The 24,903-nt window shown below is 55.4% G+C and carries 22 protein-coding genes and 2 pseudogenes; 21 read left to right on the forward strand and 3 right to left on the reverse strand.

Annotated features, from left to right (window positions below; all coding sequences use genetic code 11):
* Window positions 1-7: 7 nt before the first annotated feature.
* Together ACA075_RS18030 and hglS are read left to right on the forward strand one after the other, a co-directional pair.
* Window positions 8-955 carry an alpha/beta fold hydrolase gene (locus ACA075_RS18030; protein ID WP_497294319.1) on the forward strand — a complete coding sequence of 316 codons (948 nt, stop codon included), beginning with the start codon at window positions 8-10 and terminating at the stop codon, window positions 953-955.
* Window positions 956-1,244: 289 nt separating this feature from the next.
* Complete coding sequence (gene hglS, locus ACA075_RS18035) at window positions 1,245-2,636, forward strand: 2-oxoadipate dioxygenase/decarboxylase HglS (RefSeq protein ID WP_497294320.1); 1,392 nt, start codon at window positions 1,245-1,247, stop codon at window positions 2,634-2,636.
* 171 nt (window positions 2,637-2,807) lie between these two features.
* Here hglS and ACA075_RS18040 read toward each other — a convergent pair whose 3' ends face one another.
* Window positions 2,808-3,485: a type 1 glutamine amidotransferase domain-containing protein gene (locus tag ACA075_RS18040; RefSeq protein ID WP_497294322.1), complete on the reverse strand. Its 678-nt coding sequence runs from the start codon at window positions 3,483-3,485 to the stop codon at window positions 2,808-2,810.
* Between the two features lie 415 nt (window positions 3,486-3,900).
* Between ACA075_RS18040 and ACA075_RS18045 the strand changes: the two genes are divergently transcribed.
* The 12 genes and pseudogenes from ACA075_RS18045 to ACA075_RS18100 all read left to right on the forward strand — a co-directional run bounded on the left by ACA075_RS18045 (window position 3,901) and on the right by ACA075_RS18100 (window position 18,756).
* Window positions 3,901-4,416: an Hcp family type VI secretion system effector gene (locus ACA075_RS18045; RefSeq protein WP_054051032.1), complete on the forward strand. Its 516-nt coding sequence runs from the start codon at window positions 3,901-3,903 to the stop codon at window positions 4,414-4,416.
* 131 nt (window positions 4,417-4,547) lie between these two features.
* A complete protein-coding gene (locus tag ACA075_RS18050; protein ID WP_497294323.1) occupies window positions 4,548-6,590 on the forward strand; it encodes a type VI secretion system Vgr family protein in 2,043 nt (680 codons plus the stop codon).
* Complete coding sequence (locus tag ACA075_RS18055; protein ID WP_497294324.1) at window positions 6,583-7,482, forward strand: DUF4123 domain-containing protein; 900 nt, start codon at window positions 6,583-6,585, stop codon at window positions 7,480-7,482. The genes ACA075_RS18050 and ACA075_RS18055 overlap by 8 nt, the downstream gene beginning before the upstream one ends.
* Entirely contained in the window at window positions 7,479-10,799 is a 3,321-nt protein-coding gene (locus tag ACA075_RS18060) for a toxin VasX (protein WP_497294326.1), read from the forward strand. Before ACA075_RS18055 ends, ACA075_RS18060 begins: the two co-directional genes overlap by 4 nt.
* On the forward strand, window positions 10,769-11,926 hold the full coding sequence (locus ACA075_RS18065) for a DUF6708 domain-containing protein (RefSeq protein WP_497294328.1): 1,158 nt from the start codon (window positions 10,769-10,771) through the stop codon (window positions 11,924-11,926). Before ACA075_RS18060 ends, ACA075_RS18065 begins: the two co-directional genes overlap by 31 nt.
* Window positions 11,927-12,007: 81 nt before the next feature.
* The gene (locus ACA075_RS18070) at window positions 12,008-13,102 is read left to right on the forward strand and encodes a DUF6708 domain-containing protein (protein ID WP_497294330.1); all 1,095 of its coding nucleotides are present in this window, start codon (window positions 12,008-12,010) and stop codon (window positions 13,100-13,102) included.
* Between the two features lie 75 nt (window positions 13,103-13,177).
* A pseudogene (locus tag ACA075_RS18075) lies at window positions 13,178-14,408 on the forward strand (RHS repeat domain-containing protein); the annotation flags it as partial.
* 553 nt (window positions 14,409-14,961) lie between these two features.
* Window positions 14,962-15,273, forward strand: a complete 312-nt coding sequence (locus ACA075_RS18080; RefSeq protein WP_497294331.1) for a hypothetical protein — start codon at window positions 14,962-14,964, stop codon at window positions 15,271-15,273.
* A 64-nt stretch (window positions 15,274-15,337) separates the two neighbouring features.
* The gene (gene tnpB, locus ACA075_RS18085; RefSeq protein ID WP_497294333.1) at window positions 15,338-15,445 is read left to right on the forward strand and encodes an IS66 family insertion sequence element accessory protein TnpB; all 108 of its coding nucleotides are present in this window, start codon (window positions 15,338-15,340) and stop codon (window positions 15,443-15,445) included.
* Between the two features lie 450 nt (window positions 15,446-15,895).
* Window positions 15,896-16,927, forward strand: coding sequence for an IS110 family RNA-guided transposase (locus ACA075_RS18090; protein ID WP_497294335.1), 1,032 nt, complete (start codon window positions 15,896-15,898; stop codon window positions 16,925-16,927).
* A gap of 346 nt (window positions 16,928-17,273) precedes the next feature.
* Entirely contained in the window at window positions 17,274-17,729 is a 456-nt protein-coding gene (locus tag ACA075_RS18095) for a hypothetical protein (protein ID WP_497294337.1), read from the forward strand.
* Between the two features lie 247 nt (window positions 17,730-17,976).
* Entirely contained in the window at window positions 17,977-18,756 is a 780-nt protein-coding gene (locus ACA075_RS18100) for a YeeE/YedE thiosulfate transporter family protein (protein ID WP_497294339.1), read from the forward strand.
* A gap of 916 nt (window positions 18,757-19,672) precedes the next feature.
* Here ACA075_RS18100 and ACA075_RS18105 read toward each other — a convergent pair.
* Window positions 19,673-20,314, reverse strand: a complete 642-nt coding sequence (locus ACA075_RS18105) for a DUF1109 domain-containing protein (RefSeq protein ID WP_497294341.1) — start codon at window positions 20,312-20,314, stop codon at window positions 19,673-19,675.
* Entirely contained in the window at window positions 20,311-20,883 is a 573-nt protein-coding gene (locus ACA075_RS18110) for a sigma-70 family RNA polymerase sigma factor (RefSeq protein WP_497294343.1), read from the reverse strand. The genes ACA075_RS18105 and ACA075_RS18110 overlap by 4 nt, the downstream gene beginning before the upstream one ends.
* Window positions 20,884-20,957: 74 nt before the next feature.
* On the opposite strand from ACA075_RS18110, the gene ACA075_RS18115 reads away from it, so the two are divergent.
* From ACA075_RS18115 to ACA075_RS18145, 7 genes and pseudogenes are all read left to right on the forward strand, one after another.
* Complete coding sequence (locus ACA075_RS18115) at window positions 20,958-21,098, forward strand: hypothetical protein (protein WP_497294345.1); 141 nt, start codon at window positions 20,958-20,960, stop codon at window positions 21,096-21,098.
* Window positions 21,099-21,134: 36 nt separating this feature from the next.
* The gene (locus ACA075_RS18120; RefSeq protein WP_010461569.1) at window positions 21,135-21,407 is read left to right on the forward strand and encodes a BufA1 family periplasmic bufferin-type metallophore; all 273 of its coding nucleotides are present in this window, start codon (window positions 21,135-21,137) and stop codon (window positions 21,405-21,407) included.
* Window positions 21,408-21,435: 28 nt separating this feature from the next.
* Entirely contained in the window at window positions 21,436-22,290 is an 855-nt protein-coding gene (gene bufB, locus ACA075_RS18125) for an MNIO family bufferin maturase (RefSeq protein ID WP_497294347.1), read from the forward strand.
* A complete protein-coding gene (locus ACA075_RS18130) occupies window positions 22,287-23,054 on the forward strand; it encodes an HvfC/BufC family peptide modification chaperone (protein WP_497294349.1) in 768 nt (255 codons plus the stop codon). Before bufB ends, ACA075_RS18130 begins: the two co-directional genes overlap by 4 nt.
* Before the next feature lie 20 nt (window positions 23,055-23,074).
* Window positions 23,075-23,548 carry a DoxX family protein gene (locus ACA075_RS18135; protein ID WP_497294351.1) on the forward strand — a complete coding sequence of 158 codons (474 nt, stop codon included), beginning with the start codon at window positions 23,075-23,077 and terminating at the stop codon, window positions 23,546-23,548.
* Window positions 23,549-23,627: 79 nt separating this feature from the next.
* Window positions 23,628-23,753: pseudogene (locus ACA075_RS18140) on the forward strand (hypothetical protein); the annotation flags it as partial.
* Window positions 23,754-23,830: 77 nt separating this feature from the next.
* Window positions 23,831-24,742, forward strand: a complete 912-nt coding sequence (locus ACA075_RS18145; protein ID WP_497294353.1) for a YeeE/YedE thiosulfate transporter family protein — start codon at window positions 23,831-23,833, stop codon at window positions 24,740-24,742.
* The last annotated feature ends 161 nt before the right edge of the window (window positions 24,743-24,903 follow it).

Genomic DNA, 24,903 nt, shown 5'->3' on the forward strand with positions numbered 1-24,903 from the left:
ATGCCTGATGCTTGTGTTGGTTGTCCTTATCGCGGTTTTTGTGGCCTGGAGCTGGCTGAGTTACCCGGCCATCGGCTATTGGCTCTATGACCTGAATATGGCCCTGGAAGCCAAGCTGTATCGGCTGCACAAAATCGTCGTACCGATCACGGAAATGACCGTCTCGACCTGGCAAGGCGGGCCCTATGAAGCGTCCAGCAGTGTGTTGATGCTGCACGGCTACAGTGCCGACAAGAACATCTGGCTGCGCTTCGCCCGACACTTTGTCGGCAACTATCGGGTGATCATCCCCGACATCGCCGGCCATGGCGAAACCGGGTTCAAGGCCGGTGGCGGCTACGACATCCCGCTGCAGGCCAAGCGGATGATCCAGCTGCTGGACGTTTGCGGAGTCGAAAAAGTCCATGTGATCGGCAATTCGATGGGAGGCTATATGGCGGCGTGGCTGGCGGCGACTTACCCGGACCGGATTGCCTCCGTCGCCCTGATCGACCCGGCCGGCGTCACCGCCCCCGAGGCCAGTGACCTGGAGCGACACCTGGCCAAGGGGCACAACCCATTTTTGATTCACTCACGGGAAGAATTCCGGCACTTCTACGCCATGACCATGGCGGAGCCGCCGTGGGTGCCGGGCGTGGTGCTGGACGCCATCGCCCAGCGTTATGAACAGAGTCGCGATGAGCTGGAAGAAATCTTCAACGACTTTCGCGCCAGCCCGCCGATGGAGCCCAAACTCCCCGACATCAAGTGCCCGGCGCTGCTGCTGTGGGGGCACAAGGATCGCTTGATCGATGTCAGCAGCGTGGCCGTCTGGAGTAAAGGCATTGCTGATTTGCGCGTGGACATCTGGGACCACATCGGCCATATGCCGATGGTCGAACAGCCGGCCAATACGGCGCGGTTGTATCGGGAGTTCCTCGGATCGCTGCGCTCGGAAAGCCGTTCGCACCTGTAATCCCCCGCTTCAGGCAGCTGCCCTGTGGCGAGGGGGCTTGCCCCCGTTCGGCTGCGAAGCAGTCGCAAAACCTGAACGCACGGTCTATCTGATGCACCGCGTTGTTTGAATTCACGACTGCTTCGCAGCCGAACGAGGCAAGCCCCCTCGCCACAAGGTGGCATCTACAGGCCGGGTGTGCGTCAGTCCTTGGCAGAATGAAGTCCGTAAGATTCTTCGTTTGTCGGCGTTGCAGAAGGCTGCGATCTTTTCCCACATCCTTCACGTCCCCGCGCCAGGAATTTTTTTCATGAGCCACCCAAGCTTCGTCAGCCCTGACCTGATCCGCCAACGCTTTTCCAAAGCGATGTCCGACATGTACCGCGAAGAAGTGCCGCTGTACGGCGCGCTGATGGAGCTGGTGGAGCAGACCAACCGTCACGTGCTGGACAGCGATCCGCAGGTGGCCCGCCAGCTGAACAGCACCGGCGAAATCGAGCGGCTGGACCTGGAGCGTCACGGCGCAATCCGCGTCGGCACCGCTGACGAACTGGCCACCCTCGCCCGATTGTTCGCAGTGATGGGCATGCAACCCGTGGGCTATTACGACCTGACCCCGGCCGGCGTGCCGGTGCACTCCACCGCGTTCCGCGCCGTGCATGAAACCGCCTTGCAAGTCAGCCCGTTCCGGGTGTTCACCTCCCTGCTGCGCCTGGAACTGATCGAAGACCTGGAACTGCGAGCCTTCGCTCAATCGGTGCTGGATAAACGCCAGATCTTCACCCCGGCCGCCCTCGTACTGATCAAGCGCGCCGAAACCGCGGGCGGTCTGACCGAACAAGAGGCCCAGGACTTCGTCGAACAGGCGCTGGAAACCTTTCGCTGGCACCACAGCGCCACGGTCACCGCCCAGCAGTACCAGAAACTCAGCGCACAGCATCGCCTGATCGCCGACGTGGTCGCGTTCAAAGGCCCGCACATCAATCACCTGACGCCGCGCACCCTGGACATCGACATCGTTCAGGCGCAAATGCCCGCCCACGGCATCACGCCCAAAGCCGTCATCGAAGGCCCGCCCCGCCGCCAGTGCCCGATCCTGCTGCGTCAGACCAGTTTCAAGGCGCTCGACGAGCCGATTGCCTTCACCGACCAAGCCGGGACGCGCGGTAGCCACAGCGCACGCTTTGGCGAAATCGAACAACGCGGCGCTGCGCTCACCCCGAAAGGCCGGGCACTTTACGACCGCCTGCTTAACGCAGCCCGTGATGAGCTGAAGGACTTCCCCAACGAAGCCAATGCCGCACGTTACAACGCGCTGATGGCACAGCACTTTGCAGAATTCCCTGACACGTATGAAGGCATGCGCCAACAGGAACTGGCGTACTTCCGCTATTTCGTCACGGAAAAAGGTCTGGCAGCGGACGAGCTGAAATCCTCGACCCTGGACGACTTGCTCAGCGGCGGGTACTTGCGGGTCGAACCGTTGGTTTATGAGGATTTTCTGCCGGTCAGCGCGGCGGGGATTTTCCAGTCGAACTTGGGGGATGCGGCACAGGTGAATTATGGCGTGCATTCGAACCAGCAGGCGTTTGAACAGGCGCTGGGGCGGCCGACCATTGATGAATTGAGGTTGTACGCCGAGACTCAGCGGCGCTCGATCGAACAATGTTTTGAGACTTCGAGATTGTCGCGTCTGATTTGACTCAACGAACTGCCAGCCGATTGCAATGTGTGGCGAGGGAGCTTGCTTCCGCTTGAGTGCGCAGCACTCACAAAATCTCCGTCATACGTAGAATTTTTGGGGCCGCTTCGCAGCCCAGCGCGAGCAAGCTCGCTCGCCACATAGAATCTTCAATCCGCTGAGATTCCGTGTTTAGCGGAGTTTTGCCAACAACGCCTCAGCGGCAGCCTCGGACGACGCCGGGTTTTGCCCAGTGATCAGCAATCCGTCCGTCAGCACATAACTCTCCCAATCCGCGCCCTTGGAGTACTCACCGCCCTTCTCCTTCAGCATGTCCTCCACCAGAAACGGCACGACCTTCGTCAGTTGCACCGCCTCTTCCTCAGTGTTGGTGAATCCCGTCACCCGCTTGCCTTTGACCAATGGCTGGCCATCCGCACCCTTGACGTGACGCAGCACACCCGGTGCGTGGCAAACGGCCGCGACCGGTTTATCCGCCTCGATGAACGCTTCGATCAGCGCGATCGAGTTCTTGTCTTCGGCCAGGTCCCACAACGGACCATGACCGCCCGGGTAGAAAACCGCATCGTAATCTTGAGCCCTCGCGCTGCTCAGCAGCGCGGTAGACGCCAATGCGGACTGGGCTGCGGAATCTTTGCGAAAGCGATCAGTGGCCGCAGTTTGCGCGTCTGGCTCGTCGCTTTTCGGGTCCAACGGCGGCTGGCCACCCTTGGGCGAAACCAGGGTCAGTTGAGCGCCGGCATCCTTAAAGGCGAAGTACGGTGCGGCGAATTCTTCCAGCCAGAAGCCGGTTTTCTTACCCGTGTTACCCAATTGATCGTGGGACGTTAAAACCATCAGGATTTTCATGTCGTTCTCACTCCACTTCCAGGTTGTTCGGACGCTCGACGGCGCTGTTTTTATGGACCACTCAGCCCATCGATTCGTTGCAACGGCTTCCTGGTACTTTCACGTGATGGCGCAAAGCCTTGCTGTGCAAGAAGTTGCGCACTGCTCGCGCCAAACGCGCTTGAAGGATCGCTGATCGCCCGGCCTGCCAGGCTCTCCAGCCAAGTGCGCAAGTTCTTGCGCAGTGCTGCGCAAGAACTTGCGCACATTCACACGGCACCTCTTACAAAAATCTTCACAGCTCTTTAAAAAAAGCCTCAACACCTTGATTTGTATGGCCTTAACCGTTTCTGGCACGGACCTTGATAACAGTCAGGCACCCACCGGGCGATACCGCCTCCCGGGCACCTCACTTTATTCAGCAAGGAGCACATCCATGGCTACTCCAGCGTACATGTCCGTCACTGGCGAAAAACAAGGTCTGATCACTGCCGGCGCGTTCACCGCCGACTCGGTTGGCAACACTTATCAAGAAGGTCACGAAGACCAGGTCATGGTTCAGGCTTTCAGCCACGACGTGATCATCCCGCGTGACCCACAGTCCGGCCAGCCAACCGGTCAGCGCGTTCACAAGCCAGTCGTGATCACCAAGGTCTACGACAAGGCTTCGCCACTGCTGCAAGCTGCTCTGACCTCCGGCGAGCGCATGAGCGAAATCGTTATCCAGTGGTACCGCACTTCGGCTCAAGGTACCCAAGAGCACTACTACACCACCAAACTGGAAGACGCGATCATCGTCGCCATCAACAACAAAATGCACAACTGCCAGGATCCGTCGAACTCGCACTTCACCCACCTGGAAGAAGTACAGTTCACTTACCGCAAAATCACCTGGACCCACGAAGTATCCGGTACTTCGGGTTCCGATGACTGGCGTCAGCCGGTCGCCTAAGTCAGGCCGACCGTCACAAGCATCGGCCAGCTCTGCTGGTCGATGTTGTTTCCGCCCTTCCAGAATTTCGCGTCCGTTGACCCGGTTTCCGGGTGTCAGCGCATGCCGCAGCACTGCACGAGGAACAAGGGATGTTCGCGCCGGCCAATCAAACTCACTTTGCCCTGACCATCGAAGGTCTTTCCAGCGACTTTCAGGTCTTTTCCCTGCAAGGTCGGGAAGCCATCAGCCAGCCTTTTGTGTTTGAGGTGGAGCTGGTCAGTGAACAGCCGTCCCTGGACCTCGAGACCCTGCTGCACAAACCGGCCTTTTTGCAGCTCTCGCCTGACGGCAGCGGCATCCATGGCCAGATCTATCGCGCCGCCCAAGGTGATTCCGGCAAACGCCTGACCCGCTATGCGGTGACCCTGCGCCCGCAACTGTCCTACCTCGCGCACCGCATCAACCAACGCATCTTCCAGAACCTCAGCGTGCCGAAAATCATCGGCATGGTCCTCGAAGAGCACGGCATCCAAAGCAATGCCTATGAATTCAAAGTCGGGGCGATCTATCCCGAGCGCATTTACTGCGTTCAGTACGATGAATCGGACCTGCAGTTCATCCAGCGCCTGTGCGAGGAAGAAGGTATCCACTACCACTTCCAGCACAGCGCCACGGCCCACAAGCTGGTGTTCGGCGATGACCAGACGGTGTTCCCGAAACTCGCCCCCGTGGCCTACCAGCAAGACTCCGGCATGGTCGCCAACAACCCGGTGATCAAGCGCTTCGACCTGCGCCTGGAAACCCGTACCAGCCGCACCACCCGCCGCGACTACGACTTCGAAAAACCGCGCATTACCCTCGAAAGCGAAAATCGCGGCGACGCCCTGCCTGACCTCGAAGACTACGACTACCCCGGTCGTTTCATCGACCGCGAGCGCGGCAAACACCTGGCCAAGCGCAACCTGGAACGTCACCGCAGCGACTTTCAACTGGCCGAAGGCAAAAGCGATCAGCCGTTGCTGGTCAGCGGCCATTTCCTGGCCCTGACCCAACACCCGAAAGCCAAATGGAACGACCTGTGGCTGCTGTCCGAAGTCCTGCACGAAGGCAAACAGCCGCAGGTGCTGGAAGAGTCGGTAACCAGCGACACCACTAGCCTCAAGGGCGATTTCCACCAGGGTTACCGCAACCGCTTCCAGGCCACCCCGTGGGACGTGCCAAACCGCCCGCCGCTGACGCAAAAGAAGCCGCGCATCCTCGGCAGCCAAAGCGCCGTGGTCACAGGACCCAAGGGTGAAGAGATCCACTGCGACCAGTACGGCCGCGTCAAAGTGCAATTCCACTGGGACCGCGAAGGCCAGGCCGACGACAAGACCAGCTGCTGGCTGCGCGTCTCCTCCGCCTGGGCCGGCGCCCACTACGGCGGCATCGCCATCCCGCGGATCGGCATGGAAGTGCTCGTCACCTTCCTCGAAGGCGACCCCGACCAACCGCTGATCAGCGGCTGCCTGTACCACAAGGAAAACGTCGTCCCGTACCCGCTGCCGGCGAACAAAACCCGCAGCACCTTCAAAACCCTGAGCTCCAAGGGCGGTGGCGGCTTCAACGAACTGCGCATCGAAGACAAGAAAGGCCAGGAACAAATCTTCCTGCACGCCCAGCGCGACTGGGACGAAAACGTCGAACACGACCAGAAAATCCGCGTCGGCAACGAACGCCACGACACCGTCGAGCAAAACAGCTACAGCGAATTCAAGGCCGAAGAACACCACACCGTCTACGCCGACCGCAAAGTCGAGGCCCGCGCCAACGACCACCTGACCGTGGGCGTGAACCAGCACATCAAGATTGGCACCGGGCAGTTCATTGATGCCGGCCAGGAGATTCACCTGAGCAGCGGCATGAAAGTCGTGTTGGAAGCGGGCAGTGAACTGACCCTGATCGGGGGTGGCAGCTTCATCAAGATCGATGCCAGCGGTGTGACCCTGAGCGGGCCGGTGATCAACATGAACTCCGGCGGCGGGCCGGGAAGCGGGACGGGTGCTTCGCCGTTGTTGCCAGGGGTGTTGAAGCAGGCGGATGCGGATAAGGCTGGGCAACTATTGATCCCTGCGCAACGGCAAGCATTGATGCAGAAGAAGCCAATCTGCGCGATCTGCGAGAAGGCCAAACTGGAGGCGCAAAATGCTTAAGTCCGATTGGCCCCTGGAAAATGGGCTGCCTCAAGGATTGCCGTGGAATAGCACGGTCGGTTTGCTGCTGGATGGCGTCAGCGTCGAAAAACTGCCCCAGCACCTTTATCAATGGTCGGACGATCCGGTGTTCGAGCCTCTCTATCTCGGTACCCAATGGACTGCATTGGGCGACGTTTCGCCGTGTCTGGTTCAGATAAAAGCGCAGAACAATCCCATCCTCGCAAAATTTCTGGCTGAGCCTCGCCAGGAATGGGGCTACCTGGTGTTCAGCGATCAACCCTGGGCACAAATGGTCGAGCACTTCCGCTGGCTGACCAGCGTCATGCTCCCTCAGGGTGAAGAAGTCCTGCTGCGCGTCGCCGACCCTGCCGTAACCCACGCATTGCTCAGCCACGCCGAGAGCATCAAGGACCCTACCCTGTTCGGCCCTTGCTCGCAGATCGTCGCCGCCGACGCGGCGCTGGGCTGCTGGCACATCAACCAGCGACCGGGCAAAGCCTCCCAGCCCAACCACAGCAAACGCTACCGCTTGAGCGACGAGCAACTCAGCCAACTGGACGAAGTGAATTTCCGAAGCATCGTCCTGCGCCTCGACCAACACATGCACGAATACTTTCCGACCTATCAGGCACAATCGACGCCGTTGCAGCGCTGGGAACATCTGCACGCAATGGCATCGACCTCGTATGATCGCGGCTTCAACACCGAACTCGACATCACACTTTATGCCAACATTCACGGATTTCTCGGTGAGCGAGCGCTGGAGGAACATCCCGACCTGGATGCAATACTCAAGACCCCATCGGAACAAACGCCCGCTCAGCGACTCGAACGGGTTGCTGATATTGCCCAGGAACGGGCTGAAACCCCGCTGAGGAGCCAAGGATGACAACGCCAACATTGACCGGCAAAAGCCCGAACAACGTTGCAAAAAGCCGGGACGACGGCAAGTGTGCCATGGGCGGCTGCTCGCTGATGAAGGCTAAAATCCAGCTCATCCCACTGCGTTACGGTCTAGTCGAACGACTAGACCCATCCAGCGCACTGGCGATGCCGTACAAAACCACTTCTCGCCCACTAGGCATTCGCTTGATGCGCGACGGTTGGCTCTACGTCATCGTCGACAAGAAGCCTGAAGCCGTCATGCACGAATACCGAATCCAGAACGGCATCGTGACCCAACTGCTGTGGGAAAAAGGCGAAATCACCGCCAACAAACGCGAAAGCAACGTGGGCGAAGCCGTGCTGGTCTTCCCGCGTTTGAGCAAGCTCTATGTCAACTACTCCGAGGTGCAATGGACCGCCGCCAAATGCGCGCAGGTCATCAAGCACAAGTCTGAACGTGAGTACTTCATGCAAAAGGTCGATCTCACCAATGCAGACCCTGAGAAAGGCGCAGCTAATCTACTGACTCCAAGTCAGGCGGAAAGGTGGATTGCGGAGATTGCAGAACAGCCGAGTAAAGGTCCAGCGCCGACGGGCGCCAAACCCGAAGAAAGCAAAGACTATCTCTGGGAGCAAGCATCGCACTTCAAAAAGACTCAGCTGGGTGCGCTGAAAAAACAGGTCAAGGCAGAAAACGAGCGTGACCATCTGTATATGGTCATACAGGATGACATCGGTGTGCTGCGCGACCTCGCCGAACATCAGGATTTGGTAACTGGATGGATCAGTGACTGGAGTGATGCGGAGGCAAACCAAAAGAAGTATGTATTTGGTTGCTACATCGAATCCTTGTACACAGTCACCGGCGATACCATCCTGAATGCTGCGCAAGGCGATCCACGCTTTGCCAAACTCAAGGACGAAACAAGCGAAGAGCAACGGCAAGCCATCGTCGATTACGTCAACGTTAAAAATCAAACTCAGTATTCAGGCGCTGGTACGCATCGTGGGGCTATTGCAGCTTCAAAGTCGCGGATGCGTACGAGTCTTGGACCTTTGCATTCCAAGTACGAAGACCTGATCGAGACTATCGAAGAAAATGCGGATGACGCGCTCGAGGGCGCGAAAATGGGACAACAGGGCATCAACGATCTGATTGATCGGCCCGCTATGGAAGCCTTTCTGAAACAGCAACGCGCCCAACTCAGTCGTTGGAACAAACGGCTGGACCTGATCAGTGACGATCGCGCAAATCTGATCAGTGAAGAACGCTTCCAACGCTCAGCCTGGTATTTCGATCCCAAATTTGGCGATCAACTCGACACAACTCTCGCTACTGAATATGCCTGTATGAGAGACATTTGCCGGACAGACAAAGCGACTGAAAAGCTTGCCGATCTGATCGAGAAACAGCCGGGTTTTACCGTACCAACCTTCTTCACATTGAGCTTGACTGATCAGAAGGACATGCACGCAAAGGTCACATCGTTCATCAAGTCCCTGCGCGATACCTATATGGCCAAGGACGACTATCAGGGTGCGCAGGCACTCAGCGGAAAATTTGGCAATTTGCTCACGCAGAATCTCGCAGCAGCAATGCAATTGAGTGAAAACGGCATTGTGCTCGGTCAGTTGCGCGACACGGCGTATGAGCCGGCAAAGCAATTGCGCCTGGCAGGAGCGCTGGATGAGGCAATGCAAGCGCTACGCAGTGGCCAGCCGCTAGATCCAGCAAAAGTATTGCGCCGAATTCCTGGCTCGGCCTGGATAGATGTTCTGCGAGCCTTCGGTAAGGGAGGTATTACGTTGGAGTTTGCCTCTGCGAATCAAATTGCCACGTTCAAAGCTGATATAGCCAAACTGACAGATCTGCGCCAGCAAATGACCTCGCTGAAAAATCAGATTCGGCAAACCCTGGCTGATGAACGTAAAGGAAGGTCACCAAAAGGCGGTTACAAAACCTTGGTATCTCGCCGCAAAGCCATTCAACAGACTGTCGCTCCCCTTGAAGGGCGGATAGCTCAGGCCATGAGTCCCGTTGGTGACGGACCGGGCAAGGCGGCCTTCAAGATCAAAGGGCTTAACAATGCTCAGGTGCTTGAGTTTGAGCGGATGGCCGATGACTATCGGCTCAAGCGTCCGTATAAAGGTTTGACTGGAGAAGTTTTCAAATCAGTGGGTGGCGATGTGTTTGCTTCGGCTGCATTTGTCATGCAAACGATAAACTTCTACCAAGTTTTTATCGAAGCACGTTCTAAAGCCGTGTGGGATACCGCAGATACTCTATCTTTCTTTAACGCCCTATTTTCTACGGTAGGAGGCGGTTTGGCTGCTGCACAGGGTATTGCCATTACAAGTCTTTCTGTCGCTATCAAAAATTACACAAGCGCCGCCGGCAAAATCAAATTGGCCGCCAAATTAGGGAAAATCACCGGAGCATTGAGCCCATTTGCCTACATATTCAGCGCAGTTGCCGCAGGAACAGGTATGTATGGTGAAAAAGGATCGGCTGCCAAATGGACAGAGGCGTTACGTTCAGGGAATGGTGCCAAGTTGACAGGCGCCAGCATGACATTAGCTGGTGACTCTGGACAACTTGCGCTCAATGGTTGGGCCTTCGCCAGGAGTGGCCAATCAATTTATGAGGCGTTTACCACTGTAAATCAAGCACGTGCGCTGGTTTGGGTCAAAGCGGGTGGTCAACTGTTGAGCATTGCTGTCAAAGCCAACTTGATTGGCCTGGTGCTTACTGGTCTGCAATTGGGCGGAGAGTGGCTGTACAACCGAAACAACAAAACAGCTTTGGATACTTGGTTGCAAAAAGGCCCTTGGGGTAAGCAGAGCGCCAACCGCAGTCTGATTGAGGAGCGCCTACTGCTTGCCGACATAACGGCAGCACCGCAGGTAGCGTTGCAGACGATAAACAACAAGCCTATGGCGGTACTGCGCATACCGGGAATTACGGCTCGTGAACTAAATGATGTAGAGTTTGGCGTGAGCGCTTACTGGCTGACAAACCACCAACGTAATGATTGGGAGGCATGGAGCGAGCCGCTGCTTTATCAATTCAACTTGCTCAGTGCTCCGGATGAACCGCTTAGATTAGGCATGGACATTTTCCAACACGAAGCCAATGCCCAACATGGTTTGGCTATCGCCCTACGCTATCACCCCGTTGCTGGCGATAAATCCTTCCGAGAGAAACGCTTCGAAACTACGACGTTGAACGCTCAAAATGGCAAACTATTTTCGGCTGTCTCTGTTTTGAAGTCGCGCACAACCGATGCCCCATGGCTATTGGTCAACAGCGACTTCCTGTAGCTGCCCGACTCACCACTTTCCGGTTGAATAACATGCCATCCAAATCAATGAATAACGATGAATTTAATCTCAAGCACCAGCGCCCCGTCGCTGGTGAATCTCGACGTTTTATTACTGGCGAAGCAGTGTTTTTCTCGCCACTCCCCGTCCCTACCGGCCAAATCCCAATGGATTTGGGGGGAAGTTTCCTTGATGTCAACGACACTTACCTGGACGTAGGTAGCAGTAACGTCAATAAGGCATTCCAAACCAGGGTTATGATCGCAAGCAGCATGCTCATACTGATTGTGGGTTTAATAATCGGCCCCTTCATCGCCGGGCTAATGAGTTTCGGTGATCCCTATGGCAGATCATTTACACATATTTTCATAGAGTTTTTCCCTACCGGCGCTGCAATCGGCGCTTGGGGAGCAGCAGGAGCCACAGTTCTGGGGCTCTACGTTGTCATCAGCACTACCCTAGCCAAAGTCCATACCCGTCCGATACGCTTCAATAGACAACGCCGCGAAGTCTGTTTTTTTGCTAATGGTTCTGACGAGCCGGTCATCCAACCTTGGGAAGAAATGGTGTCCTGGCTTTCTGTCAGTACTGGTGTGACTGGGGTCGGCGTCATGAGTACTTATACTTTTGGCATGGCATTTGACGACCCTAAAACAGATACCGTCCATTTTGTGAACCAGGGAGTAATGACTCCAGTTCATGGTTTGGGTAAATGGGAGGCGATACGTGTTTACATGGAAAGAGGGCCACAACACTGTCCCGGTAAAGCACCGTACGAAGGCCGGCATACGTTTGATAAAGAGCGCGGAGATATGATTGAGGAGTACCAACATAACGAGCGCTCCGCGTTAGGTGTTGGCTGGTGGTATTTCACTCATGTAATCACCTTATGGCGCTTTCCGTATTGGGTTGCTGAATGGGATCATCGTTTCAGTATGAAATCTCTGCCGGACTCCATTGCTGAGTGGTCAAAGTCTATACCGACTGAGCAATGGGCCAAGCCGAGCCATGCATTGAAAGAGCAAAGTGCCATGATCGAAAAGGCTTTTGCTCAGGGACAAGATTTCATGACGTACTTCAAAGCGAATCTAAATGAAATCAAGACAGAAGAATCGATAAATAATTGAATGGTATCGATGAGTCGCGTCCTTGATGCTTAAATATAATCGACTACCTCATGCCGGACATGCATTTTATGGTTATCCGGCATGACACCTACTTCTCCACAGTACGACAAGTTCGATATTCGACAGCAGCGCCCCATCGCTGGTGAATCTCGACGCTTTACTAATGGCGATGCGGTGTTTTTCTCGCCACTACCCGTTCCGACCGGACAAATCCCAATGGATCTCGGCGGAAGTTTTGTTGAAGTCAACGACACCTATCTGGACTTGGGTAGCAGCAATCTCACCAAGTCTTTCCAAGCACGATTGGCGGTGTCACTCCCTACAGTCGTAGTTATTGTTTGTCTATTTGTTCTCCCAACTTTGATGGGCTTCGCTGCATTCATAAATCCCTTCGGCAGAAGCTTTTTGTTTTACTTCAATGATTTTTTTGAGTTCGGAATATCACTAGCGCTCTGGTGTGGAGGGGGAGCAGCGCTGATCGGCCTGTACGCGATTATCAGCACCACAAGAAACAAAGCCCGCGCCCGCCCCATCCGATTTAACCGTCAACGCCGAGAAGTCTGTTTCTTCCCGAATGGCTCCGACGACCCCGTGATCCAGCCTTGGGAAGACACCGTTGCATGGATCTCTGTCAGCACCGGATTCACTGGAGCAGGCGTAATCAATAGCTACACCTTTGGAATGGCCATAGATGATCCCAAGGCCGATACGGCGCACTTTCTCACACAGGAGGTCATGACTCCTGTTCATGGACTAGGCAAATGGGAAGCCATACGTGCTTACATGGAAAAAGGACCGGAGTTCTGTCCTGGTAAAGCACCCTACGAGGGTCGCCACACCTTCGATAAAGAACGACAAGACATGCACGAGGAATACCAGCACAACGAACGTTGCGCATTAGGAGTTGGTTGGTGGTACCTGACACACCTGATCACCTGGTGGCGTTTTCCGTACTGGGTAGCAGAATGGGACCGTCGTTTCAGCATGAAATCTCTACCTGAATCCATTGCTCAGTGGTCCAAACCGTTACCCTCTGAACAATGGGCCAAACCAAGCGCCGCTCTGAAAGAGCAAAGTATGAAGATCGAAAAAGCCTTCGCGCAAGGGCAAGACTTCATGACGTACTTTAAGGCCAACCTAAACGAAGCCAAGGCAGAAGAATCAAAAAATTATTGAATGGAGTTGATTGGCCGTGTCCACGCATGAATACAGTCGACTACTCCGCGCCGGGGAATTTGGATTCAGGTCCGGCGTAAAGTAAGCGTCGACGACGGCCACTGCCCTCTGCCCTAAAAATATGACCTGCAAGACCGCCTGATCACCGAACACCAGGGCTGGGGCACTACGCGTTACGAGTACGACAAACTCGGCCAACTGAGCCACTGCCGCCTCCCCGACGGCAGCAAACTCGACTACCGCCACCAATCCGGCGGTCGCCTGAGCAGCATCGACCTCAACGGCTCGCGCCTGACCACTCACCAGTTCAGCGCCGGCCGCGAGCAGCAACGTCAACAAGGCCTGCTGCTCAGCCAATACCAGTACGACGAACAAGGCCGACTGCAAGCCCACACGGTGGGTCAGCAAGATCGCAACCTGTTCCAGCGGCGCTACGCCTACGATGCCAATGGCAACCTTGCGGGCATCAACGACAGCCGCAAAGGCAATCGCAGCTACCACTACGACCCGCTCGACCGACTGATCAACGTCCGCGGCACCACCCCGGAAAGTTTTGCCCACGACCCGGCGGGTAACCTCCTGGGCCAGGGCGACCAGCCAACCGCAAACCTGGCCAACGTCAAAGTCAACCGCCTGCTCATGCAGGGCGACCGCCACTACTATTACGACGCCTACGGCAACCTGGCGCGCGAACGTCGAGGAACCGGACAGAGACTTGTCACCGAGTACCGTTACGACTGCCAGCACCGCCTGATCGGCGTCAGCCTCCCCGGCGGTAGCCATGCAACCTACAAATACGACGCCTTTGGCCGCCGTATCGCCAAGATCGTCGATGGCCACACCACCGAATTTCTGTGGCAAGGCGAACGTCTCATCGCCGAAAGCGCCAACAACCGCTATCGCAGCTACATCTATGAACCGGGCACCTTTCGCCCATTGGCCATGCTCGATGGCGAAGGCCCGCTCAAAGCCGAACCGTTCTATTACCAACTCGACCACCTCGGCACCCCGCAGGAACTCACCGACTACAGCGGCCAGATCATGTGGTCAGCCAAGTACCGAGCCTATGGCAACCTCGCCGCGCTGGACGTTGCCGAAATCGACAATCCGTTGCGCTTCCAGGGCCAGCATTTCGATGCGGAAACGGGTTTACATTACAACAGGCATCGCTACTACAATCCGGGGACTGGACGGTTTCTGACGCAGGATCCGATCAAGCTTGCAGGTGGGTTGAACAACTACCAGTACGTGCCTAACCCTACGGGGTGGGTGGATCCGTTGGGATTGGATACGTGTCCAGGAGGAGATGGGTGCAAACCTCCAAATCCGATGGAAGATCCTGTAGCCAAAGCTAGTGTGGAAGAGCTAACAAAAGCACCTGATGTTGCGCAGTCTAAACCAGACTTCTATGTAGGTCCTTCAGGACCGGACTCCACGATGCCTTCTACAGGATATCGATACATCAGGTACAAAAACGATGATGGAAGCATCAATAAGTGGGGGCAGGATGCAATCGAAACGAAGACACAAGGCGTAACGTATTTCGGATTCGAAAAGCACGAAACGGGTAAAGGCGCGCGCGATGCATTTCAAGTCAAGGGCCCGGAGCACGGACCGGATGAAAACGGGCCTGGCTCTTGAAGTGATGCCAGGATAAGAGCAGAATTTGACACGTTACAGCTTTATGTTGATGGAAAACCCAAAGCCAGAGTTCCATATTGGAAAGGCGACACTGACAAAAGTAAGTTAGAGCCATTGGCCGAAGCTTATAAAAAATATGGTGACGGATGAGCTCAGCAGCTCCATTTAGACGGTCAGAAGGTAAACTTCGACCAAGTCGACATACTTCCGGAGAAGTAATGAGAATTTTTTATGTAATCGCCAAAAAAGACATGGAGCCAACTCTACCCCATAGTTCTGAATGGCCAAAAATAATAGGCTACTCATATAAAGATAACTACTTTTACCTGGCCGAAGGCAAAGGCCATGGATTCGCCGCAAACGATATGCCTGAAACCAAAGCTAAAAGACCGGAGTGGCTTGAATTATTTATAGCCCTAGACATGCTATGGTTCATAGACCTAATTGACAATACGAACTTCATTGATGAGCACGACTTCATCGACAGGATAACAAAACTAATCGGCCAACCGGAAACTATAGAGTTTTAAACCATAAAGTAGATAGATTTTTTTACGCGCCGGCACCGAGACCGCGTGAGCCCAGGTGGTGGCAGTGTTCGGTGCAGCGAAGACGCGCTGCGCTTATCTGTTCGCCAACCGCCGCGCCGACCGGAGGAAAGTACTGGTGCATGACGGTGTAGGGATTTGGCTGACTGCATAACGCTTACATCAAGGGAAGTTTCAACGGCCAAGCATTCGGCATGGCCCAGAAATCGAAAGGCCCATTTATCCGCGTCGACTGTATTAAGTTCATGATTGCCGCAGCGAGTGGGTCAAGGTTGGACGCACTTAGCGCGCGATCAAGGCCGCTTCATCGAGCACGTTCTGCAAGAAGAGCGTCTTCGCAGCGCTGCCGGATACCGTACGCTCAGTGGCGGCCAACAGCACGTCGACTCCCAGTCGAAGGGTCTCCGAGGCAACGCGAAGCTGTCGGCGCGAGGCTTCATTATCCAGGGCAGGGGGCAGCCTCACGGCCTCGAAGTCTGTCAGAACCACCATCTGTCGAACTGCTTTCGGCCAAAAGCAATGGGATGGACTCCTCCTCACTTCGGCATCTTAAGTGCCAGACTGAAAGTGCGAATCACAGTCAACGGTGAGAAGGAGTCCACACATGAAGCTTATGCGAATTGGGGTCGACCTGGCCAAGAACGTGTTTCAGATCCATGGCGTGGATTGTCATGAGCTACCCGTCTGGCGGCAGCGTTTATCGCGCGATCGCTGGCTGCAAACGGTGCTGGAAAAGATCGAACCCGGATGTGAGATCGGCATGGAAAGTTGCGGTGGTGCGCACCATTGGGCGCGGCAACTACAAGCACGCGGATTTCGGGTGAAGCTGATCGCGCCGCAGTTCGTTAAACCGTACGTCAAGAGCAACAAGAACGACGCCAACGATGCCGAGGCGATCTGCGAAGCCATGAGCCGCCCCAGCATGCGCTTCGTCGCCGTCAAGACCATCGAACAACAGGATATCCAGGCGACGCATCGCATTCGGGCCGGCTTAATCGAACAGCGGACGGCCAAAGCCAATCAGATTCGTGGGTTGATCGCCGAGTACGGCCTCGTTGCGCCGAAGGAATTACTGATGCTGCGTCGCGCAATACCTTGCTGGCTAGAAGATGCAGATAACGGTTTGACGGCACGCTTTCGTCGTCTGCTGAATGGCTTGTGGGATGACCTGTACGCACTTGATGAGCGCGTAAGCGAACTCGATGGCGAGATATCTGCGATCGCGGCAAGTGAGCCAACGGCGGTCCGTTTGCAACAGCTGCGTGGCGTCGGCCCGATGATTGCCACCGCGCTGGTTGCTGCCATCGGTGATGCCAGTCAGTTTGCCAACGGCCGACAATTGGCGGCCTCACTAGGGCTGACGCCAAAGCAACACAGCTCTGGCGGCAAGGATCGACTGCTTGGCATTAGCAAACGTGGGGATGCTTATCTGCGAACGCTGATGATCCATGGTGCGCGGTCGGCACTGCGCACCGCCAAATCCAAAGACGATCGACTCAGCCAGTGGGTCGTCCGTTTAGCCGAGCGCTCACATCCCAATGTGGCCGCTATTGCTTTGGCGAACAAAACTGCACGCATGGCTTGGGCAATGCTGCGCAACGGTACTGATTACCAACCGGATCGGGCAGCGGCCTGACCCATTCATCCCAGGAGAAGCACCCACACCACGATTGCGAAGCAACCTGAACGATGGCAAACCGGTCGAACCGGCGTCGGCAAAACCCTTGAATGTCCAAGTGCGAAAAGCACGAAAAAGCGATCGGGAGCCGGCGCGCGAATAGCCCATCATGGCCCTGCATCGAAACGATGCCGTATTTAGAGGCCGAATATACGTGTGCAGTCGGCACGGGCGCCAAAGCAACGGGGCTTGCAATGAGGGGGAGTCCATATACGGTCAGTCGGCGGATGAAATTTGGCTTGTACCAACCCACGATGTTGTATGTAATTCCACGCCAATTCAGTGCATAAAGTGGTTCGCAGGAATGGACACCAGCTCCCTCACATTTCAACAGTTGTTTCGTCCGGGAAGCGCCTCAAATGGCTGCACCGTGGCCGAACGACTCTCCATCGATTTTCAGATAAACGAACGTTCGTTGCTCAATGCTCTCGTTATGGCAGCTGGTAATCATTCCGATTTCATAGGCTGTTTCGTCAAGGGCTTCCCGGAGCAAAACAAACAATCTAATTCTCGTCTGCTATTACGCGAGCCAGCTGAAACAGAAAGCGGTCGGATACTCCTTTACATCTGCCCCGAGTGCGGCGACATCGGGTGTGGCGCCTACGCAGTATCTGTTCGCCAAAACGATGACTGTTTCACGTGGGATTCCTTTGCTTACGAGAACGGCTATGAAGAGCCTCAAATTATAGATGGCGTTGGCCCCTTCACATTTGAAAAGCATGCCTATGAGGCAGCTATCAACGATGCGGCTGCGTTCTAGAAGGTAATTCAACCTGCGCTGCTAAAGCGGGCCGATTGTGTCCGTCGACCGCCGCTTTTGGTCGATTTCGGTCAGTCGTGATAGGCAGAAATCGGCCAGGAGCAGTCATTCAACCTCTAAGAAACCATAGGGCGATACATAGCGACCGTCAGCTTACGACTGTGTCCGACACACAGGCAGCCTAATCGAGGACTAAGCTAATGCCTGGTGACGCGCGGTCCATCCAAATCAGCGGCGGCACACGAACATGGTTTTCTCTTTATTGATGGCGTTGGTATTAGCGTTCCTGATTGGCTGGGTTTCGCAGCGCATGGGCATGTGCCTTGTCAAAGCGAGCGAACAATTGCTGGCGGGGCGCCCGACGTTGTTTGTGGCACTGACATCGTGTGGATTGTTCGGGTTGCTGCTGGCCCCGCTCTATCGTTTCTCCGAGGTCAGCCTGCCGCTGTACTCGCCGGGTATTTCCTATCGTTTACTGGTTTCGGGAGGCTTGTTGTTCGGGGTGGCATCGGTGCTGAACAACGGTTGCAGCGTAGGTACGCTGACCAGGTTTGCCTGTGGCAATTTCAATAAACTGTTCACAATGATCGGCTGGGTCCTGGGGATCGTGCTCTGGTATTACATACGCATGATGCCCGAACAGAAGACCATTCTGATGCCGGAAATTTCCAGCCGCCATTACTGGCTGTTGATCGGTGTAGTGGCGCTGGTACTGATTTTTTTAGTCTGCATACACGGTAATAAACACCTGGTTTTCTCCAGCATGCTGCTGGGTGCGTTGACGAGTGCGCTCTATACGTTCGAGCCGTTATGGACACCGAGTGTGTTCTTTTACAATGTTTCGCAGTTGTTCTGGCAAGCCGATATGTCAATCAGCGCCCGGCGTATTGCTGTGTTTGTCATGTTGCTGGCAGGCATGCTGAGTTTTACCGTGTACAGGAAAATGTTCCGTTTCGAGGCCTTTACCCCATCAAAGGCTGGCGTTCATTTGTTGGCGGGTATTTTGATGGGGATTGGGGCTCGATGATGCTCGGCGGTAACGACTCGCAAATACTGTTGGTGTTTCCAACACTGAGCGTTGCTTCAAGCATTCCAATGGTGTCGATTGCCACAGGTATTCTGGTGTCATTGTGGTGCAAAAAACGCTTTACGAATTGAACACCCTCAAGATGGTTCCGCTTTCGACACAATAAAATAGACAGTGATGACAGACAGAAATCGGCTAAAAACGGACGTTCCACCTACGCCTGTTTCCAGTCAAAAGCCGCGTACCGGCTGTGTCTAAGAAGTAAGTTGCGATTCAATGGGATGGACTCCTACTCACCTCAACATTTTGAATATCAGGCAGAAGGGGCGAACCACAGTCACAGTGAGAAGGAGTCCACACATGAAACTAATTTGCGTTGTGGGCGACTTGGCTAAAAACGCGTTTCAGAACCAATCCACTGCACGGATTACCCTATCGCAGTCGTTGGCTAGATAGTCCCGGTTAAATCCACTGCTTGTAGATGTGATTTCCAGACTGGCAGTTAACTGGATGCCTCTGCAACCAACCAGACCTCCCGGAGCTGCTTGGAGTTTGAGGTCGCGTCGGGCTTCCTCGCAGGTATCGTACTGGTCTGACGTTAGGACCTTGTCAAGAGTCGGCGTGTGCTTACCTTCCCAGTTAAGTGACACGAGGCGAACCTTGGCGGCGGCTGCCTCCAGCGCTTCCCATGCAGCAATCTCGGCATCTACCCAAGCTTTCCAGGGCATGACCTGCGTACGTCCCTCTGCGAAATTGCATCCTACTTGACCACCCATGCCCCAGCTACTTACCACCTATTTGCATTCGACCTGACCAGTCATTTTCATTGGATTTGGCCAGGGTAGCTGTACTGATCTCAAACTTGCGACGATAGTCAGTGGTGGAGTCGATGGATAACTAGCGATTTTCAACCCCACTACCATTGAAGCCAGCGCGGTCCGAGCAGCGCACCGATAACGGTTGGTATCAACATGCCAAGCAAGTACCAGACGCCCCAGAACGGGACTTCCATTTCAGGGCAATGCAGGCAATAGGCAATGGTAGCCATCGCCCCTGAAAGCAGCCCGCCGCAGGCGCCGGCCAGTCCCAGGCGAGTGGGTGCCAACCCGCGCAGAGCCCAAAAGACAGCAATGAACCCCGGAATCGAAAGCAAGGTGATGTTCAGCGTACACACGCGCCAGGTTTTACCGAAGATCATCGAAGCACGCACGTCCGGGGCTGCTGTCATCAGGACATAGAGGGCGCCGGCCCACACCGCTGCAACCGCAGCAATGACCAGCAGTTGTCCGGCGCCTGGCGTAAGTCCGGGCCTCGCCAAGCGCACAACCTGGCTCAACGCGCCGACCATCAGGCACAGGGGCAAGGCAATCTTTGCCCAGAAAATCGGAGTTGCCGCCACTTCGGCCAGATCCGGACGTACGCCAAACATGACCATCACCAGCAAGAAGGCCGTTATCAGACCGACCAGCACCGCGACACCGAAACGCTTTGCGAGCGCATGCTGGTCCACCGGTGTAATACCGGTCGCCAGCATGGAAATAAGATCGTCAGTTTTCATCGTGTACCTCTAATCCTGTCGGCCAACGCCTTAAGCCCGCGATGGATGCCAATCTTTACCGCTGACTCCGAAAGCCCGGTCATTTGCGCGGACTCGGCGACCGACAAGCCTTCAAGCTTCACCTGCTGAATCGGCAAACGCTGCCGGTCAGGCAGTTGCTCAAGTAACTTGCCGAGGTCGCGATGGGCCTGCTCCGGCTCCAGATGAGGCTCGGCAAACAGCTCCGCCACATCGTCGAGCGAGTCATTGAGCACTTCATTGCGCGACCTACCACGAAAAAAATCCGTGAGTTTGTAGCGGGTGATGGCAAACACCCAGGCCGTCAGCGGTTGGTCCGCACGGTACGTTTGTCGACCGTTATGGACGGCCAGCAAAACCTCTTGCAGCAAATCCTCGACTTCACCCGGTTGCCGCTGAAGTCGGGTTCGAACGAAGCCGCGTATATGACCACTCAGCTCCTTGAGGAAAGTGCCATAAGCCCGCTCGTCTCCACCCAGGCCCGCGAGGAACAAGGTCTGAAGATGAATTTCCCGGCCGCGCAATGCGTCGTTATGTGTAGTTCGTTCCATCGTCCACTCTGGTTACACGAGGATGAAATATTCTGTACTTGCATAACGCCAGCGCCGATAACTGGCGATGGATCATGCTTGCCGCCAAAGGCATATGGCAACAAGTAGATTCATTTTGCGGTTCTAAAAAAATATTTTTTGCGATGGCTGTAACCGGATATGAAAACTCAGCGAACTACCTTTCGGATCTGAAGCACAGCGTACTCCTGCACTGATGCGACGACCCACCCTCATTCTCCCGGAGAATAACCATGAACAATCTGAAGCTTGCTGCCATCGCCGTTGCCTTTTCCTCCTTTGCTGCCGGCGCCATTGCCGCCGAGACCCCAGCTGCCGCAGGCGCCATGGAAAAATGCTACGGCGTCGCCATGGCCGGTCACAACGATTGCAAGGCCGGTGCAGGTACCACGTGCGCAGGTACGGCAAAAATGGATTACCAGCCTAATGCCTGGAAAAACGTTCCCGCTGGCACTTGCACCACCATCAAGACACCAAAAGGCACCGGCACCCTCACACCAATGTAACGTCAACGCCACGGGGCACGTACTTATCATGAACAAGGCATTCCAGATCGGGGCCGGACTTGGCCTCAAACCGAACCATTACCTAGAGGCCCACGACTGCACGGTCGAAGGTCTCTGGTTCGAAGTTCATCCGGAAAACTACATGGTTGGTGGCGGCCCCCGTCTGGCATGGCTGGAGGCCATTGGCGAGCGGCACCCATTGTCGTTGCACGGGGTGTCACTTTCGCTGGCGGCTGATTGCCCGCCGGACCCGGAGCACTTGAAACGCCTGAAACAGCTCGCTGATCGCGTTCAACCGGCACTGATTTCCGAGCACCTGGCCTGGTCAGCCTGGCGCCACCAATACCACCCCGACCTGTTGCCTTTTCCCCGAACAAATGAAGCGTTACAGCGTATAGCAAGCAATATCCAGCGCACACAAGACGCCCTCGGACGTCGCATTGCCATCGAAAACCCGACCCATTATTTGCACCTGGACGGGCATGACTACAGCGAACTGGAATTTCTCACCGAATTGAGCACGGTGACTGGCTGCGGCTTGTTGCTGGACGTCAACAACGTGCACATCAGTGCGCACAACCTGGGTTTTAACGCCGCCGATTATCTGGACGCCTTTGCGGCCGACGCCATCATGGAGATTCATCTGGCGGGGTTCACCAAGGATCCGGGTGAATCCTCGTTACTGATCGACAGCCATGATGCCCCTGTCGCCGAAGATGTCTGGTCACTGTACCAGCGGCTAATCGAGCGGATCGGCCAGCGTCCGACACTGATCGAACGCGACGACCATATCCCCGCTTTCGACGTTTTAATGGCCGAGCGCAACCGAGCGCAGACGTTATTGAACCTTGGGCAAAACTTGCAATTGAAGGTGGCGATATGAAGCCCTCACTCGCAAGCTTTCAGGATGCCTTCGTGAGTGCGTTGTTTGGCACTGAATCATCCACGATGGATTCGCTGACCCAACAACCAGGCTTTGCGGTCTATCGCAATACCGTCCTCAAGGGCACGACGGACGCGTTGCTCGCTAATTTTCCTACAATAGAACAGCTGGTCGGCACCGACTGGCTCAAAAGCGCTGCCACCATACACGCCCGGCTTTCACCGCCAACGGATGCCCGATTGCTGAACTACGGAGCGGACTTCCCCGACTTTCTCGACCGCTTCGAACACGCGCAAGACATGCCGTATCTGGGCGACGTCGCCCGTCTGGACCTGCTCTGGACACAGGTTCATTGCGCCGCTGATGAGCCTGGCCTTGGGCTGAACGACTTGGCGCAGATTCCCGCTACGGAATTGGGCAACTTGCGGCTTAAACCACGGGACACCGCCCGTTGGGTCTGGTTGCCGGATTGTCCCGCCTACACGATCTGGTGCGTCAATCGTGAACAACGGGAAATGCCTGAAAAACTCGAATGGCAAGGTGAAGGTGCACTACTGACACGCAAGTCCGGCCGCGTGCATTGGCAGGCTGCGAGTGCCGCAGACTGCGCCTTTCTCGACGCCTGCGCGGCCCACCTGCCCCTAGATGTCGCCGCCGACTGGGCCATTGATGTCGAGTCTGACCTGAACCTGGAAAACCTCATTATTCGCCTGGTGAGTGCTGACGCGTTTGTAACGGCGGAACTCCTGACAACCAGTTACTGAAGCCATCAACGGAGCACAGCATGGATACCATTAACACCCGCTCACCTGCCGCCGACAATTCCCTGCGTGGCCTCTGGAACCGCGTTGCAACCCGATTGGGCAATCTGATCAGCGATTCGTTTCTGGTGTTGGTGGCACGCATTGCCATCGCTGCCATTTTCTTCATGTCAGGGCGCACCAAAGTCAGCGACGTTCTGACGATTACGCCGAGTACCTACGAACTGTTCCGTACGGAATACGCCTTGCCTCTGATCTCTCCAGAACTGGCGGCACACCTTTCGACCTACAGCGAGCACCTATTTCCACTGCTGCTGGTGCTCGGGCTGTTCACCCGTCTATCCGCCTTGGCATTGTTGGTTATGACCTTTGTCATTGAGGTTTTCGTTTACCCCGATGCCTGGCCGACGCACCTATCCTGGGCGGGATTGCTGCTAATCATCATCGCACGCGGCGCAGGAGCACTTTCGCTGGATCGCAGACTGGGTATCCGGTGATCCATTCACATATGAAGAAACTCTTGGGCAGGAGTATGCGGTTAGTTGACGGCACCCCGACGGCACACATCCAGCGTGAATCGTTGGCTGCAACGTTCAGACAGCGGTCGATACGCCGCACCATTTGATCGTTGTGCATGAGGTGACCAACGTCGGTTCCGACCGCGATCAACTCAGCTCGATGGCCAAGCAGGCCCGCGAGGCGACACAAGTAGCCTGATAGAGAGCTACGCTAATGCCTAGTAAGGCCCGGTCCATCCAAATCAGCGGTGGCGCACGAACATGGTTTTCTCTTTACTGATGGCGTTGGTATTAGCGTTCCTGATTGGCTGGGTTTCGCAGCGCATGGGTATGTGTCTTGTCAAAGCGAGCGAACAATTGCTGGCGGGGCGCCCGACGTTGTTTGTGGCACTGACATCGTGTGGATTGTTCGGGTTGATGCTGGCCCCGCTCTATCGTTTCTCCGAGGTCAGCCTGCCGTTGTACTCGCCTGGTATTTCCTATCCTTTACTGGTTTCGGGAGGCTTGTTGTTCGGGGTGGCATCGGTGCTAAACAACGGTTGCAGCGTAGGCACGCTGACCAAGTTTGCCTGTGGCAATTTCAATAAACTGTTCACAATGATCGGCTGGGTCCTGGGCATCGTGCTCTGGTATTACATGCGCATGATGCCCGAACAGAAGACCATTCTGATGCCGGAAATTTCCAGCCGCCATTACTGGCTGTTGATCGGTGTAGTGGCGCTGGTGCTGATTTTTTTAGTCTGCATACACGGTAATAAACACCTGGTACTCTCCAGTATGCTGCTGGGTGCGTTGACGAGTACGCTCTATACGTTCGAGCCGTTATGGACACCCAGTGTGTTCTTTTACAATGTTTCGCAGATGTTCTGGCAAGCCGATATGGCAATCAGCACCCGGCGTATTGCGGTGTTTGTTATGTTGCTGGCAGGCATGCTGAGTTTTACCCTGTACAGGAAAACGTTCCGTTTCGAGGCCTTTACCCCATCAAAGGCTGGCGTTCATTTGTTGGCGGGTATTTTGATGGGGATCGGGGCTTCGATGATGCTCGGCGGTAACGACTCGCAAATACTGTTGGTGTTTCCAACACTGGGCGTTACTTCAAGCATTCCACTGGTGTCGATTGCCACAGGCATTCTGGTGTCATTGTGGTGCAAAAAACGCGGTACGAGTTGAACTCGTCAAAACCAGCCAGTTGAAGCTGCCTTCTGGAATTTTGGCATTTCATTAATCCACAAGCCGCAGAATTTAACTTACTGTAAGACGCCGCGTAGATCACCCAATTTCATACCAATAGCACATGCTGGACTGACGGCCAACGCCTACCAGCGCCGTTG

Source organism: Pseudomonas sp. LBUM1663 (assembly GCF_059695905.1).